This is a genomic window from Draconibacterium sediminis, from assembly GCF_000949475.1.
Classification (GTDB): Bacteria; Bacteroidota; Bacteroidia; order Bacteroidales; family Prolixibacteraceae; genus Draconibacterium; species Draconibacterium sediminis.
In genome coordinates this window covers 433,541-447,463 of sequence record NZ_JRHC01000004.1, presented here as the reverse complement: position 1 = coordinate 447,463, position 13,923 = coordinate 433,541, and the positions used below count along the sequence as shown (strand labels likewise).

12 protein-coding genes and 1 pseudogene are annotated in these 13,923 nt (G+C 36.3%); all 13 read right to left on the bottom strand.

Features of this window, described 5'->3' with window-relative positions; genetic code table 11:
- Positions 1 to 34 precede the first annotated feature (34 nt).
- Positions 35 to 1,504 (bottom strand): aldo/keto reductase, encoded by a 1,470-nt coding sequence (locus tag LH29_RS16310; RefSeq protein ID WP_045031728.1) that lies wholly within the window; start codon positions 1,502 to 1,504, stop codon positions 35 to 37.
- A 95-nt stretch (positions 1,505 to 1,599) separates the two neighbouring features.
- Complete coding sequence (locus LH29_RS16305) at positions 1,600 to 3,231, bottom strand: glycoside hydrolase family 9 protein (RefSeq protein WP_045031726.1); 1,632 nt, start codon at positions 3,229 to 3,231, stop codon at positions 1,600 to 1,602.
- A 290-nt stretch (positions 3,232 to 3,521) separates the two neighbouring features.
- Positions 3,522 to 3,629: pseudogene (locus LH29_RS25140) on the bottom strand (magnesium chelatase subunit ChlI family protein); the annotation flags it as partial.
- Between the two features lie 674 nt (positions 3,630 to 4,303).
- Positions 4,304 to 5,185, bottom strand: coding sequence for a hypothetical protein (locus tag LH29_RS16300; RefSeq protein WP_045031723.1), 882 nt, complete (start codon positions 5,183 to 5,185; stop codon positions 4,304 to 4,306).
- A 190-nt stretch (positions 5,186 to 5,375) separates the two neighbouring features.
- Positions 5,376 to 7,160: a DUF4209 domain-containing protein gene (locus LH29_RS16295; protein ID WP_045031722.1), complete on the bottom strand. Its 1,785-nt coding sequence runs from the start codon at positions 7,158 to 7,160 to the stop codon at positions 5,376 to 5,378.
- A 180-nt stretch (positions 7,161 to 7,340) separates the two neighbouring features.
- Positions 7,341 to 8,369, bottom strand: coding sequence for a DUF2971 domain-containing protein (locus LH29_RS16290; RefSeq protein WP_045031720.1), 1,029 nt, complete (start codon positions 8,367 to 8,369; stop codon positions 7,341 to 7,343).
- 226 nt (positions 8,370 to 8,595) lie between these two features.
- The gene (locus LH29_RS16285; RefSeq protein WP_045031719.1) at positions 8,596 to 9,033 is read right to left on the bottom strand and encodes a hypothetical protein; all 438 of its coding nucleotides are present in this window, start codon (positions 9,031 to 9,033) and stop codon (positions 8,596 to 8,598) included.
- Positions 9,034 to 9,159: 126 nt separating this feature from the next.
- On the bottom strand, positions 9,160 to 9,573 hold the full coding sequence (locus tag LH29_RS16280; protein WP_045031718.1) for a hypothetical protein: 414 nt from the start codon (positions 9,571 to 9,573) through the stop codon (positions 9,160 to 9,162).
- Positions 9,574 to 10,051: 478 nt separating this feature from the next.
- Entirely contained in the window at positions 10,052 to 11,047 is a 996-nt protein-coding gene (locus LH29_RS16275) for a conserved phage C-terminal domain-containing protein (RefSeq protein ID WP_045031717.1), read from the bottom strand.
- A 48-nt stretch (positions 11,048 to 11,095) separates the two neighbouring features.
- The gene (locus LH29_RS16270) at positions 11,096 to 11,404 is read right to left on the bottom strand and encodes a hypothetical protein (protein ID WP_045031715.1); all 309 of its coding nucleotides are present in this window, start codon (positions 11,402 to 11,404) and stop codon (positions 11,096 to 11,098) included.
- A 99-nt stretch (positions 11,405 to 11,503) separates the two neighbouring features.
- Positions 11,504 to 11,890 carry a hypothetical protein gene (locus tag LH29_RS16265; protein WP_045031712.1) on the bottom strand — a complete coding sequence of 129 codons (387 nt, stop codon included), beginning with the start codon at positions 11,888 to 11,890 and terminating at the stop codon, positions 11,504 to 11,506.
- 11 nt (positions 11,891 to 11,901) lie between these two features.
- Complete coding sequence (locus tag LH29_RS16260; protein ID WP_045031710.1) at positions 11,902 to 12,618, bottom strand: hypothetical protein; 717 nt, start codon at positions 12,616 to 12,618, stop codon at positions 11,902 to 11,904.
- Positions 12,619 to 12,928: 310 nt separating this feature from the next.
- On the bottom strand, positions 12,929 to 13,858 hold the full coding sequence (locus LH29_RS16255) for a hypothetical protein (RefSeq protein WP_045031707.1): 930 nt from the start codon (positions 13,856 to 13,858) through the stop codon (positions 12,929 to 12,931).
- Positions 13,859 to 13,923 lie beyond the last annotated feature (65 nt).

Below are 13,923 nucleotides of genomic sequence, written 5' to 3'. Positions count from 1 at the left end.
CATACTAATCGGCACAAAGGTGATTAAATTTTTGTTACGTCACAACTGTCTCAGCTCTATTTCCAGCTATATCAACAGTGGCCAGCGTAACATTACCCGGCTCGTCGAGAGTAATACTAAAAGGCTTGCTTTTAAAGAGCTGAGGTTTGTGTTCCACCTTGCCCAGCAACTCCCCATCACGGATAATTTCGTAATGCGATATGGGCTCGTCATCGGCCAAAGCCGTGTTCCAGGTTAATTTGCCGTCAACGAATTTTACATCGCGCGGAGCAGAAAGAGATTCTTTCTCAATGGCCTGAAAGTAGTTACTTCCCGGCTTCACACTTTTGGCTTGCTCCTCAATCCGTTTTCGCTCTGCAGCACTCATTCCGTCGGGAGCTATTTGTGCCGCATAAAAGTTCTGTACGAGCTGGCATTTCATGGGGTCGTCATCAATTTGCCCGATTCCGATAATCAAGGTATGAACACCCGGTGTAGTCAGCGAATATTCAATAAGCGGCTTGCTCGGCAATTCATCGGTACCCACTTTTCGGAACACATCGGCAGGTGTTTGCGACCAGCGCGGTTCTTTATGGTACATGGCTGCATCGGCAAAAACTTTCATGCCGATTATTCCCATTCCTTTGGCTTCGGCAATCGGAATAACATTATTCTGCATGTTCATTTTGGTTTTGTCGTTGGCATTAATGGCAATCAGCATACCATCTAAAATGCCGTATTCATCGCGCTGAATCATATCCATCATAGCCGGTGGATTTGCGTGCCCCGAGAAACCAATATGTTTGATCAGCTTTTCATTTTTCGGATTCATCCCGGTCAGGTTGGTTCCGTCGCGTAAATCGCGAAGGGCGACCAAAGCACCAAAATTTCCATCGGGATCAAGCGGCGTTTCCAGTCCTTCGTAAAGCACATCAACCTCATCGGTATTATGCAAAGTATGGCATAGCACCATATCCAGGTAAGCGCCATCCGGGTAATAACCTTCTCCATCGCCAAACAACTGGGTTAACGAGCGTTTTACATCGTCAACCGCACATTGTACATTTTCGCCATTCGACCAGTTACTGACATTCTCCCGCTCGGGCCAACCCGATTTTCCCCAGCGCATAGCCGTTTTACTGGTCAACCAAATTGATTTGCGCAGCGCTTCGTTGTAACCATCATCTCCGGGAATGAGGTTCAGGTGTTTAAAAGCTTTGTGGAAATTCAGCTGGCTGTCGGCGTATAGGTTGGAGGTATCGAAATAATTAATGCCAAGCTCAAATGCTTTTAAAATAATAGGAACCGGGTCAACATCGTCAGGAGTCCACTGGATAGATGCCTGCCCTCCGAGACCAAGTGTGGTTACATTAAAACCCAATTTGCCAAAAGGGCGCGTCATTGGCTCCGGTAATTTTTCGGTATTACAGGCTCCAAACGACATAGCTGAAACCGCTGCTGTTGTGGTTGCCGAAACTTTGATAAAATTTCTTCGGGTTACGGGATACTTTTTTGATTTAGTCATGACAGGTAGATTTTGATTTCTATAAAATTAAATGAAATCAATTGAACTACCTAGTTTTCAACGGTAAAACAATTGCAACTAAAAGACAAATTCCATTAATAACTTACAAATCCGACAAGGGCATAAACCAGTGCGGCCTGCCAGTTTATGGCAATTTCGTTGTGGCTGTACGATTCCTGCTTATCCACCCAATCGGTTGCTGAATGCCCACCGCCAACCAGATACCCCGGCCAGGGTGCATCAATCGAATCGGCTCCCGAACGACGGTCGTGCGGAAACATTGGCGGATTGATTCCCAAACCGGTAACGTACGATCGATTATAGTAATTCTTTCCGAAGATGTGATCGACAATACCAATGGCCGCTTTTTTGTATTTTGGGTTAGGCTGAATAAGATTAGCCACCTGCAGGTTTACGGTTTGGCGGGCAACAGTTCCGTTGCAGCCCCAGTAGTAGCGGCCGCCAAGCGCACGCGAATACACATCAGCTTCTGCTTTTTCCACCAAGGCATCGGCATTGGCAATGATATTCTTTTTTATTGCAGCTTCTGCTTCCGTATTTTTTCCTTTGCGCGAAGAAAGTGCATAGGTATACATCGCCAGGTTCGACACATTTGACCAGTCCCAGTTCTCTTCTATTTTGTAATCGAATTCGGCGGCCCGTTTTTCAAAATCGCTCAAACAGCTTTCGTCGCCGGTAGTTGCCCATAGCTCGGCAGCTGCCCACAAGCGATCGTCACTATCTCTTGTCTGGTAACCTCCGGTTTTAAAATCACCCTGAACAAAACGTTTGGCCTCCGGGTTTTCCTGCAAAAAACGATAACTCACCCACGCAGCATCCAAACATTTTTGTGCGTAGGCCGCATCGTAGGGTTTAAAGTAGCGGGCAGCCATGGCCATTATTCCCACAAAATCGGCTGTTGCTGCCGAACTCCATTCCGTAAAATACCGTTTGGCATCATCGTCGCTGGCCATTATAAAACCTGAAAAGTTTTTTCGTGTAAGTTTATGCGATACCCTACCCGAGCCATCGGGATACTGCATTTTTAATATCCAGTCGGTTTCCCATTTCAGCTCCTGCAGAAAATCGGGGAATCCGGGTGCTGTTTCGGGAATGTCCAAATCCATTTTTTCGAGCTGAGGTTGAAAATGGTCCCAGGCATAAAACAATACACCTAGTGAAACACCTGCATTCACCACATATTTTCCATGATCGCCGGCATCGTGCCAGCCCCCTGTACCATCACGTTTCGAACCTTTCTTTCCGATATAATCTTCGTATGCATCATCGAGGTGACAAACATCCTGATGATAATGATTGCCTGCAAATTCGCCGTCAACAGCCATTCCGCAGCGCCATAAATAAAAGGCACGCATACTTGTTACTGCGGCAAAATTAAAGGCATCGTTTGCGATTTTAAATTCATCTGAGCGCCCAACTCCGGGAACTTCGAGGTAGTAATCGCCCGGTTTTTGAAAGTCGGAGAAATCAACATTCCATACTTCCTGATCTACATCTTTCTGATAGTTTGGCCCTGTTGTTTTGCCTTCAAAGACCACGTCGCCGGTTGCAAGCGAAACAAGTTTAAACGAAGTACACGATTGCGGAACAACAGCCGATTTTGGGCCATTGGTTAGAAAACCCAGCGAATTTAAATGAATGTTTTGTGCTAACAACGATGAGACAATGCTCAGCAAAAAGAGCAGTAAAAGAACAGGCTTCTTCATTTTGTGGTTTTATTGATTTAGGCTATGAAGATACAAATTTTAGCTTATTGTTTAGATGACAGAGTGAATAATATAAGCTTACAAATTGCTTCTCTGCCAACTGGCGGATCACCCAAAGTGAGACCATCACCAAACTGGTTTCGAAATCCCAGAAATCATTCTGCGTAAATCAGCGAAATCTGCGAGCCATCTCTCTTCAGCGAAAATCAAAAAAAAATCAGTGTTATCCGCGTTCCAAAATATTCGCAAGTGATAGCCTCACTTAGAGTGAGACCATCACCAGAGTGCGGTTACCCGCCCCAGTTCTCACGATCCAGACTGCGGTAATGGATGGCTTCCGAAAGGTGATCGGCCTGCACATTTTCTGCTCCTTCGAGATCGGCAATGGTGCGCGAAACTTTATTTACATTATTTTATATGTTGCATGTAAAATACTGTCTACTTACCACTTACTAAATGCATGAATTATAAAATGTCAAAAAATAGCTGTTTTTTTGATGTTTTTGGGATTTTCTCACTTTTCGCTGATTTGCTCCTTAATCATACTAACAGCAGGCGATTGATAGACCCTGACTATGTGGTGCAAATATTCCATATACATCCTCTATTCTTAAACTAATTGGCCAACTTCCCTTTATTCATAGGACATACAGAGCTGTCTTTCTCATTCTGTGATTCCTATTTCACCCCCCTTACCCAAAAATCCCAAAAAATATACGTCCCTCGGGTGGGATATGGTTTCACTTTTATTGTTTTTCCCAGACACTCCCCCCACTGGGAGCTGACATATACCCTACTACCTCACGATCATTGGAAGCGCTCTGATTCTCTTTATTAATACATGATGATTTTACCAAGGTAGTATGTAGGCTACTTCTAATAATATTATACTTACCTCATGAAGTTTGATGTTTAGTTTTATTAGCTGAATAATTGAAAAGGAGTTATTCACTCTTGTCTATATCACCTTTTGGACTGCATTATAATGGACATACTTTTTCTGGGATAAAACATTCCTGAATCCCACCTATTATTTCTCCTTATTACCTACCTAAATAAGACAACTTTTAAACTAATCGATTCCAAGTTCTCTGTGCATATCTCTCATGTCATTTCCAAATTCAATTTTACTTAGAGCAGCCTTACGTTTATCTTCTGGCAAACATTGGATACAAGTTGAAAATTGAATGCTTTTGTAATTTTCTTTACATTTTGGACATAACTCCATATTGTACAAATCAAAGTAAGAAGCACATTTTTTACAAGCAGTTATTGTATCTTCAAAGGATAGGTATTTAATGTTGTCGTTTAGATAAAGTAGAAATGCTTCTTTTTCAATCGTTTCAGAGTCTTTATTCTTAGCTTGTTCTCTTTGCAACCAATACCTTATATTTTTAAGGTTATGCTTGTTTTTCCATTTCTTAGACACAAAGCACTTATCTCTTACTTCGGTTGCTTCTTCATTTTCATAAAAAGTTAAAATAAGCTCATCAACAGACTTATAAACTGTTTCATCAAATTCGTACCGACATTCTGTACAAAGATATTGTGGAGATTTTCTTGTTCTTTTGTTAGGATTTCTACTCTTACATTTTGGACATAATGGGGCAGGAACATATTTATAATTTTTTAGTATGTGTGCCTTAAATTCAAATTTATCAAGATCGGGATTAGTGTCAATGTAATCTTTAGCATGTGCACTTGTTACGTCTTTTGTATATTCAGAATATTTTTTTGGGTGGGAAAGATGCTGTAATGTTAATGTTTCGTTACTACCACATATTTCACATTTATCTTTAATGATTTCAGACCTTCTGTCTTTCCAGTCTTTCGTATGCCAAGAACGTTTTCCTTCCTCTAAAGTATTCCAACAATGTGCTTTTGCGAGTTCTAAACTAATTTCATTGTTCACTAAATGATTTCTTAGCTCTATGAATTCGTGATAAGTCAACATATCAAATCTTGTTTATTGTTTTTAGATAAACTGTCGTTCAAATCTCCTTCTAATTGCAAATTGCATGAGTAGTGGCAGACTGGGTAGTAATTTCCGATCAATCCGCTACGCAGTCTTAGCGGAATACAAACCTTGATATTTACCACATCGTCTACCATTACTAATACAAAATGTTAGCCACTGGGCTATATTACTTTTCTTTATATGTCAGTTTATATTTTCCTAATTTTAAAAGGCAAATAAAAACTAAAGTCGCTTTATCAAAAGAATAGTTACTGTATGGATAGAAACAGTGAGCTACATTATTTCTAATGTTCCATCCTTTTTTAGTAAAAACATATGTAAATAAAGAAATATCCTCTGCTTTAAATAGTTTCGTGATTATTTTATTTTGCAAAAGTTCTTCTAATAGTTGTTCCTGTAATTCTCCACGTTTCTCCGTTGTGGTTGTTCCTCCTTGAAGTCTAATAAAGTCGCGTATTGCCCCCTCGAACTTTGTTGTTAATGAATCAACACACAAAACATAATTTTGAAGATTATCCTTTGACATCATAACAGCCCATTCAATCTGGGAAAAATAGTCGTGTAGCCCTGGAGCTAAAAGACTTAGCCAATCTGATTTTTCGTCTATATCTCTTTCATTTAATTCTTTTGGAAATCTTTGTCCATACCAAGAATTTGCTTGTATGAAATTAAATACCGAATGATAACTAATTTTACCCTTTAGCATTCCATAAGCGAACACTTTAATAATCAATGGAAAAACAAAAAGACTAAATTGTATTGTATAATTTCTAAATCTCTCGTTTTCTTTCACTTCTTCATCAGAAGCGTGCTTGTGATTAGAATTAATGTCAAACGTACTCGTTGAACAAAATTGATGAAAGGATTTTTTAAAACCTTCTTCTGTCATTTTATCAAGGACTTCCTCTTTTATTAACAGGTCATCACCAGAAGCAAAATACGTTAAAATCCCTTCAATAGGCATTTCAAGTATTAATTCTGATTTGCGATTTAGATAATCATTTAATAATTGAGTTTCTTTTTCAGGTAATTTTGATTCAATATGACCAAGCTCAAACCTATTTTTCAAACGTGTATATTCCTTTAAACATTCCTCATGTTTTTCTAATTCTCCAGCCTTTTTATAGTATTTAGCTTTTTCACCAAAAGAAGTATATCTAATAAAATCCTTCTCATCAGGATGCTGGTTAATTATTAAGTCTTGATTTTCTGCAAGAAGCTTGTAAAATACTTTTGGCGATTTTTGTACTTTTTCAGAAAGCTTGATTGCTGTGTTTAATGTTGTTTGGTTTGAAAAGAAACTGCCCTCACTACTAAATTCAATCCAATCAGTTATACACTCAAGTGTAAATTCGAGTTCTTTAGGTTTAACTAATGAATTGGCCATTGCTATTTCTAACACATGAGATTTAATATAATTAGGCAACTTGTTTGACTTTAACAAACTGAGAACATTCTCTTTAATTGATTCTATTTGCTGTTTTGTCTTTTCGCCAATAAACAGAACGCATTCAACAAATATGCTTATCTTATGGAAACTCTCATTATCAGAATCATTTGCCAAAGTGTCAATATTTTTAAGGTAACAATCAATAGAGATTTTAGCATATTGGTTATTCCGAGTGATATTCCAAAGGGCGTGAGAATATCGGCTTTTAATCCATGGATTTTCAACGGACTTTAATCTTTCTTGTAAGTATTTTATTTCTGAATCAGTAAACTTATCTAAGTCAGGATATGATTTAATATCGCCCTTCGAGTCTACTCTTGATAATTTAGGACTTAAATCACCATTATTTAAGGAAAATGCCAAAATTTTTCTTTCGGTTTTTATTCTATCTTTATATTCATCGTCAATCTTTTCTTCAATCGGCTTTAGTTGCTTTAATAAATCCCAAGTATCAATTGATGTAATAGATTCTAAATCCGTATAGTATTTTTCTAATATCATCTTCTTCGTTTTCAACGTGATTATTGGTTTCCTGCCTTGTGGCTCGCGTTCACATGTATGTGGTCAGGCGGGATTTAGAAAAGAAATCCTGCCAGACCCGCAGGAGGCGGCAACACTGGTTTGACTTGCCAAACAGAGATGAAATCCGCCTGCCATATTACAATTTGTTAGGCAACGTAATTATTCAATCTTTTCTATGTTTTTTGGCAAACTTCCTATCCGACATTTCATTTTTTCATAAATGTAGTATTTAAGCTTGTTTTGAAAATTGTATAAATCTTTCCCTTGAATAGGAAAGTCTGGTCCCCAATAAATATCACTTATTCTGATTCTGGGAATTATTGACCAGAAAATTTCTTTGCGGTCATTCAGGCCTTTCTCAATAAAGTTACCATTCTTGTCGCAAAGAGGTAACTTGAAATATTTTATTTTACTGTGTGGTTTTGCTGGTTTAAAGTCTTGATAGATTTGTCCTTTGAAAGGTATGGAATGTAAATCAGGATATAGAGTCAATATTCGTATCTCATCTTCTTCTGACCAATCATGTGATTTGTGTAAACTTAAAAACTGATTTAAATCTATTCCATAGAATACATGGCGATTCTTTACTTGTATCTTTTCCCATTCTTTTGTTAAAGTATTAAAATCACTTAGTTTATCATAGTGAACTTTTGAAAAATAAAAATATTCCCATTCTTCGACTGGATTTATTATTTCAAATTCTATTGCTACACCTTTTCCTTTATCACCATAATTTTGCCAAAAGCTTTTCTTCTTTATCGCTTCATGAGATGTGCTGGAAAATATGAAAGAATATTCTTTCGTGATATTTATACTACCTTTTATCTTTTCATTATCTATTCCTTGAATTTTGTAGATATCTTTTAGTTTATCTACAGCGTAAGAATATTCATTTTCGTCATTGCTATTGTGGAGGTTGTAAAGTCGTAAGGCATTTTCATTTATTATTGAAAACAAAACTGGCAAAGAAGTAAAATGAATTACCTTTTTATTTGAAGAATAGAAATAACGAGTACCCAAAAGGTTTCTATTTTTTGTAGAAATACGTGCTTTAAAATTTATTGGTCCATTCATCTCTGAGCAAGAAGATGAAAACATACCTTCTAATTTTATATTGAATTTTGTTTCAATGAGTTTCCGAAACTCACTTTCATATTTGTCAATTTCTATGTATCTCTTGTCATTCATTTTTATTTTGCCTAACGGTTGACTTTAGATTATATGCTTGTTTAAATAGAATAGTAACATTGTACACTATAACTAACCACACGCATTAATTATTTAGATTATTATGTTACGGTTTTTAAATTTCAGGTAATGGTTTCTAAAAAGAAAACTGATGTGATATATGAAGACAACACGAAAATCATTGGAAGGAATCCTAAGCCAGACACGTTTAATGAAATTCATAATTTTAGTTTTTAAGATTTGTTATTTTTGATAAAAAATTATTTGCCTTTATAAGCAATTCCTCTTCTTCTGAATTATAATTAAATCTTTGTCTGTATCTCGTGTGTGTGGTTTTGAAAAACATTACTGTAACTGATTTTTTACTTGGAGGCACAATAATCGAAAGGATTGATACGACAATTATACTTAATGGAAGGTAGAGCAAAGTCCACCACTTAAAGATCATAAATAAGATAACAGCCAGAGCCAACCACAAGACAGTCATTAGATACGTGCTGTATAAAAACCATTTAGGCTGCATGATTACCTCAAGTTTATTCTGCTCGGATTTAAATGGTGACATCTTAGCAGAAAGCGAGTTTAGAGTAAACCTTATTTTGCCATAAACTCCCGACATTATTAATATTATTACGGAGATTATCAATGCTGTTTGTTGTTCCATCTTTGTGCTTTTTAAAAGGTTGTTTTTAACGTGCTTATCTTTGTTGTATAGAGATTATAAAATCAAACAAACCGCGAAAGGAATATACTGAGTATTATCCAGACGGAAGGGTGAAGAGTGTTGGCGTTACTTTCTATCGTGAAGCACAGATTTTAACCGAAGAAGAGCGAGATCGACTATATCAGCAGTTAAAACGGGCGGCTTCAATGTGATTTCGCTATTTTCTGAACAGTGAAACGAAAGAGTGCCAAAAGATTCTTCCAACAGCGCATTTAACTGCTTTTTTCCGATATCTGTCTTTATGGTATAAATATCAGACACTCTAGCTTTTATTATAGTCTCATTGTCAGACACGGCACTATAAGTCCATATTATATCAGTACCCAATTCGTAATCATTTGCATTAAATTCTAATATGTATTCCAAATCTAAATTTTGGTTTATTGCGGATGGATTCAAATTCAACGATCTAAGTCCACTTTCTATTCTCATAAACTCCATATCATTTAATTTCGCGTGTTCTAATTTAAACTTCACCATAACGTATAGATATGTTGCAGTATGCTAAACATCTTATTAGTTATTACTGTTTTTAAGTATTGTAGGATGTGTGTTATTTCTCATTATTCGGTCTAAAGGACTTTTTATATTTGCAAGAGACTTAAAAACTTTGAATTTAATAAAACTTATACAAATTGAACTGAAGATCAATAAAATTATGCTCAAGAGACAATATGAGAAAAGTTCAATCTGGTCTTATTTCAATTCTTTTATTTCCAATTGCTCTCAAACCAAAAGTTTTATGACACAGCGAATCACTCTTGCCAAACAAAACTTATATCTATAATCTCAATACCACATGAGCCAAAAGAGCATTTTAAAGCCCCATACCGTGCTTAACATAACAAATAAACAAATTACGCCTAACGATTGAGAAAAACTCTAAAATAGGCCTTAAAATAGCTCTCAGCAATACATCATGCTTCTTCATGTGGTGCAAATTCTTAATCCTTCTACTTTATGAAAGAGATTGGGCTTTTAATTCCGCTTCTCTTCTTCTCTGTTCTATTCTTTCCTTCTCCATTCTAACCACATGAGGTGGTTTGTTTTCTCTATAGGTTACAGTTCCACGACTATGCCTAATAAAATTTCTAATCAGCTCCATTTTTACGTTTCCACTTTTGAAACTTTCAAAGCCCATATTTATCCATTCCTTTGTAAATTCCATATCGATTAGAAGTTTATCATCATCACTAAAATGATTCAAAACCTCTAGTGTTAATTCCTGACCCCATGTGAGGTTTTCTTTTTTAAACTCAAGTGATCTTTTATACTCTTTAATGTAGCTATTAAAGTTTTTACTTTTAAATAAAACTTTGGGATTAAGATGTCGCTTCATTTTTTCTGATTTATGCCACTCCTCAAATTTTAAATTAATAATACCTTTCGCAGTTTTAACTGTAAGACCATCTTTTTCGATTCTATCTCTTAAATGCTTTGATTCTTCATCCATAGGATCAAATTCAATTCCTACTTTTTGGGAAAAGTATTCGCAGACTTCTGTCACCCCCTGCTCGGTTTCTACCGAGCTAAAAAGGGGGGACTTTTTTTCCTTTAGTTTTTTTTGTTTTCTATTATTGTTATTAACATGGGTGGTTTCTCCATCCTTGGGCATGGGGTTATTTTCCACCCCTTCACAATGGGGGTTTTCTCCATCTATGGTTGATCTTTCATTTACAATCCAACTCCATTTATGTCCATTTCTTACACTCTCTATGTAACCATATTCTTTAAGGTTTCTTTTCATTACTTTGAATTTATCCACTCCAACCCCACACTTGTCTCTCATGAAGTCCATGTTAAATTCAAAATTGTCTCTGTTGCTTAAAATTAGACACATTAGCCTGAATTCGTCACCTGTTAATCTTTTATCCTTTAAAAGTCTGTTGTCTATTCTTGTGAATGGATTGTCCACATCTTTTTCAACTCGGTTGTAAGTTATCTTCTTATTCATTCCATTTCCTCCTTTTCTTTAGTTTATTAATCATTTATCCATGAGGTTTTAATATTTTTCTTCATCTGGCATGTAGATGTGAATACGTTTTCTATTGTGCCTCTTCTCAAATGCTACACTGCAAACCTTTATGTATTCTGAGCCGTTTTTAGAAACCTTTTCATAGTTTGTAGCTTTGAGACTTGCCTCTATTGTTGGATTAATTCTGAAACTATCTTCTTTCTCCTTGTCGTAACGCTCTGCTATCTCTTTAACCTTCTTTCCCTTCTTTATCAATCCTCTGTCCAAAAGACGATTAATTTTGTGAATCTTTTTTGCTGTTGGGTTAAGCTCCCTTTCATTTTCCAATGTTTTCATACTTCAATCTTTCTAAATATTTGACAATAAAAAATCCCTGCACTTTCATGCAGGGACTTTCAATAACTTGAATGGTGTTTTAATGTGCCTGGGATTACCTTATGAGGTCACCAGTTCGGGGATAGTTCCACTTCCATAACATAATTGACAGTCATCATTCATAAGGCTTCTTTTAAACGATCCTGAGCCGCTTAAAAGCTCCTTTGCTATTTCCTCAGCTTCTTCCATTGATGCTGAACGAATGTGGTGACCTTGAATTTTGAATAATTTCTCTTGTCCCTCTATGACTCTTCGAGTCTCTTCTCTCTGCTTATTCTTTCTTTCATGCTCTTTAGCTTTCAGTCTTTTCGTTATTCGTTCAGCTGATTGTTCAGCTAACTTTTCAATTTTAGCCTTCTGATCCTCGGTCAATTCTCTCCTGCTTATCTTCTGAGTACTTGGAGTTATCACCCTTTGCCTCCCATACCTATCAATTTCAATAATCATAATGCTTTGATTTATAGGTTAATTACTTTCTTTTCGACCCTACTCGCTATACCATGAGAATTAGGTTGTAGTATTCTAGCCTTCTCCTCATCTGTATACTTGAAGTTATCTGGCAGATTTTTAACCCTTTCTGACTTATCTAATACATTTTGTAGATATGTCAATCCATTCTCATGAATTTCAAGTATATAACCGTGCTCTGATCTGATTAATGATCTACTTACCATACGGTTAACTGTTAAGGCAATTGCAACCTTTTTAACATCGCTATAATTATCCACTTTATAACCTGCAACTATAAGTGCCTCTGCTAATGTATCAGGAGTTATAATTATCGCGTTGCCGTTTCTTAGAAATGTTTTGTAAATAGCTTTAAAAATTTCCTTTGTTGTTTTGGTCTGTTCAATTGTTTGAGATTTCTTAACTAGTTTAAAGGCTTCCTTTCCGCTTTTGAAGCTTGTTGTGTTTTTATTTCCAAAAGCATCGACTGAGCGGTAAGGAATGATAACTTCCATTTCCCTCAATAGTTCAAAGACCAGCTCTTGGTCTTCGATTGAATGTTTTTTCAACTGACCCAACAATGAGGATTTTTGAAACGCTGGGGTGAATAACAGGTTTGGTAAGATCTTGGTAGCAATTACTAACAATTCAGACTCTGTTAATTCCGTTTTTTGAGGCTCTTGTACCTCTGGAGCTTTGTTTAGCTCCCTTTTTTTCAATTTAATCATACTGATTAATTTTTATAATTATAAACTTGTGCCTTAAGCACGTGAATTCTAAAAAAATATTGGGGCGGTTTCAATAATGAATAGCCGCCCCAATCACCGTATTACGAAAAACTTAAATGAAGTCTTTTTAAAAGAAGGGTTTAATCAATACTTTACTGCAAATATGACATTGGGATTGTCAGAAGTTCGATTGACTACCAGCAGGAATATTTTATTAATTTTTCCACTGTCCCTTCAATTATATAACGACCTGAAGAATTAAAAATCATACATTTTTAGAAAAAAATGCACTTTTTTCATTCCTTACTTATCAATCACTTAGAATATCATTACTAAATTCTCCCCAGCAATCCCTATTAATTGACAGATTGAAAGTTTGCCCTTTTGCACCTGCATAGGTCACAGAGTCTTCAATCCCGCTATTAACAAAGCATTGTTCTAGTTCATCTTCTTGACTTAATTGATTAATTAGTTTTCTAGCTTTTTCCTCACCTTTCTCCTCCGCAAAATACCACATCAGTCTTTCTGCACTCTTCTGTTTACCCATATATAGAAACATCGTAACCTGCTCAATCAATGTTTTTTCTTTGGATGCCTTTCTCGAACGTTCCATGGTCTCTTTAATTAGTTGCCTCTTCTCTTGGTCTTTTTGAATTAATTCTAAACCATCTACATGAAATTTTTCATGTTCGTTTTCTTGAGTTTCCCAATTTACTTTCTCACTATTGCGATGGAAGTCATGGTTAATATATTTTGCTATGTATTTTGAAGGTTCTGCTCCTCGTAAATACAGACTTATGAATCTATCCTGAATCAAATCCTTTTTCTCCAACGAGGTCACTTTATTAATCTTCATTACTTTTTTAGGTTGCATTCTGAAAATGGTTTCATACTCGCATAAAAACTGACTTAATTCCATTTCAGAATCCCAGCTATAAAGCTCATTTTCCTCAGCCTGTCTGCACTTTTTGTGATCACTGTTTGGATCATCCCAAACAAAGTGATCATTGCGGTATGAACTCAAAACACGCTTGGATGGTTCGATGTCTTTCAAATATGCCTGTTCTACTTTTGCCACATTTGATTCAGGTGTGGGAAGACTACCTACTCCGTACGCCCTGTCTTGAATCTGTGCAATAGTTAGGTTGTATTGGCTCATTACCCAATCCAATCCATAATTTAAAATCTGCTCACTCAATACGCTCCCAGTAGGTGCGCTTTTTCTTTTTTCTACTACCATAAATCTCTCTCTCCTCTTTTTTACAACTGTCTCGAATCTTCATTTTCTCAACTGTCAATTTGTTA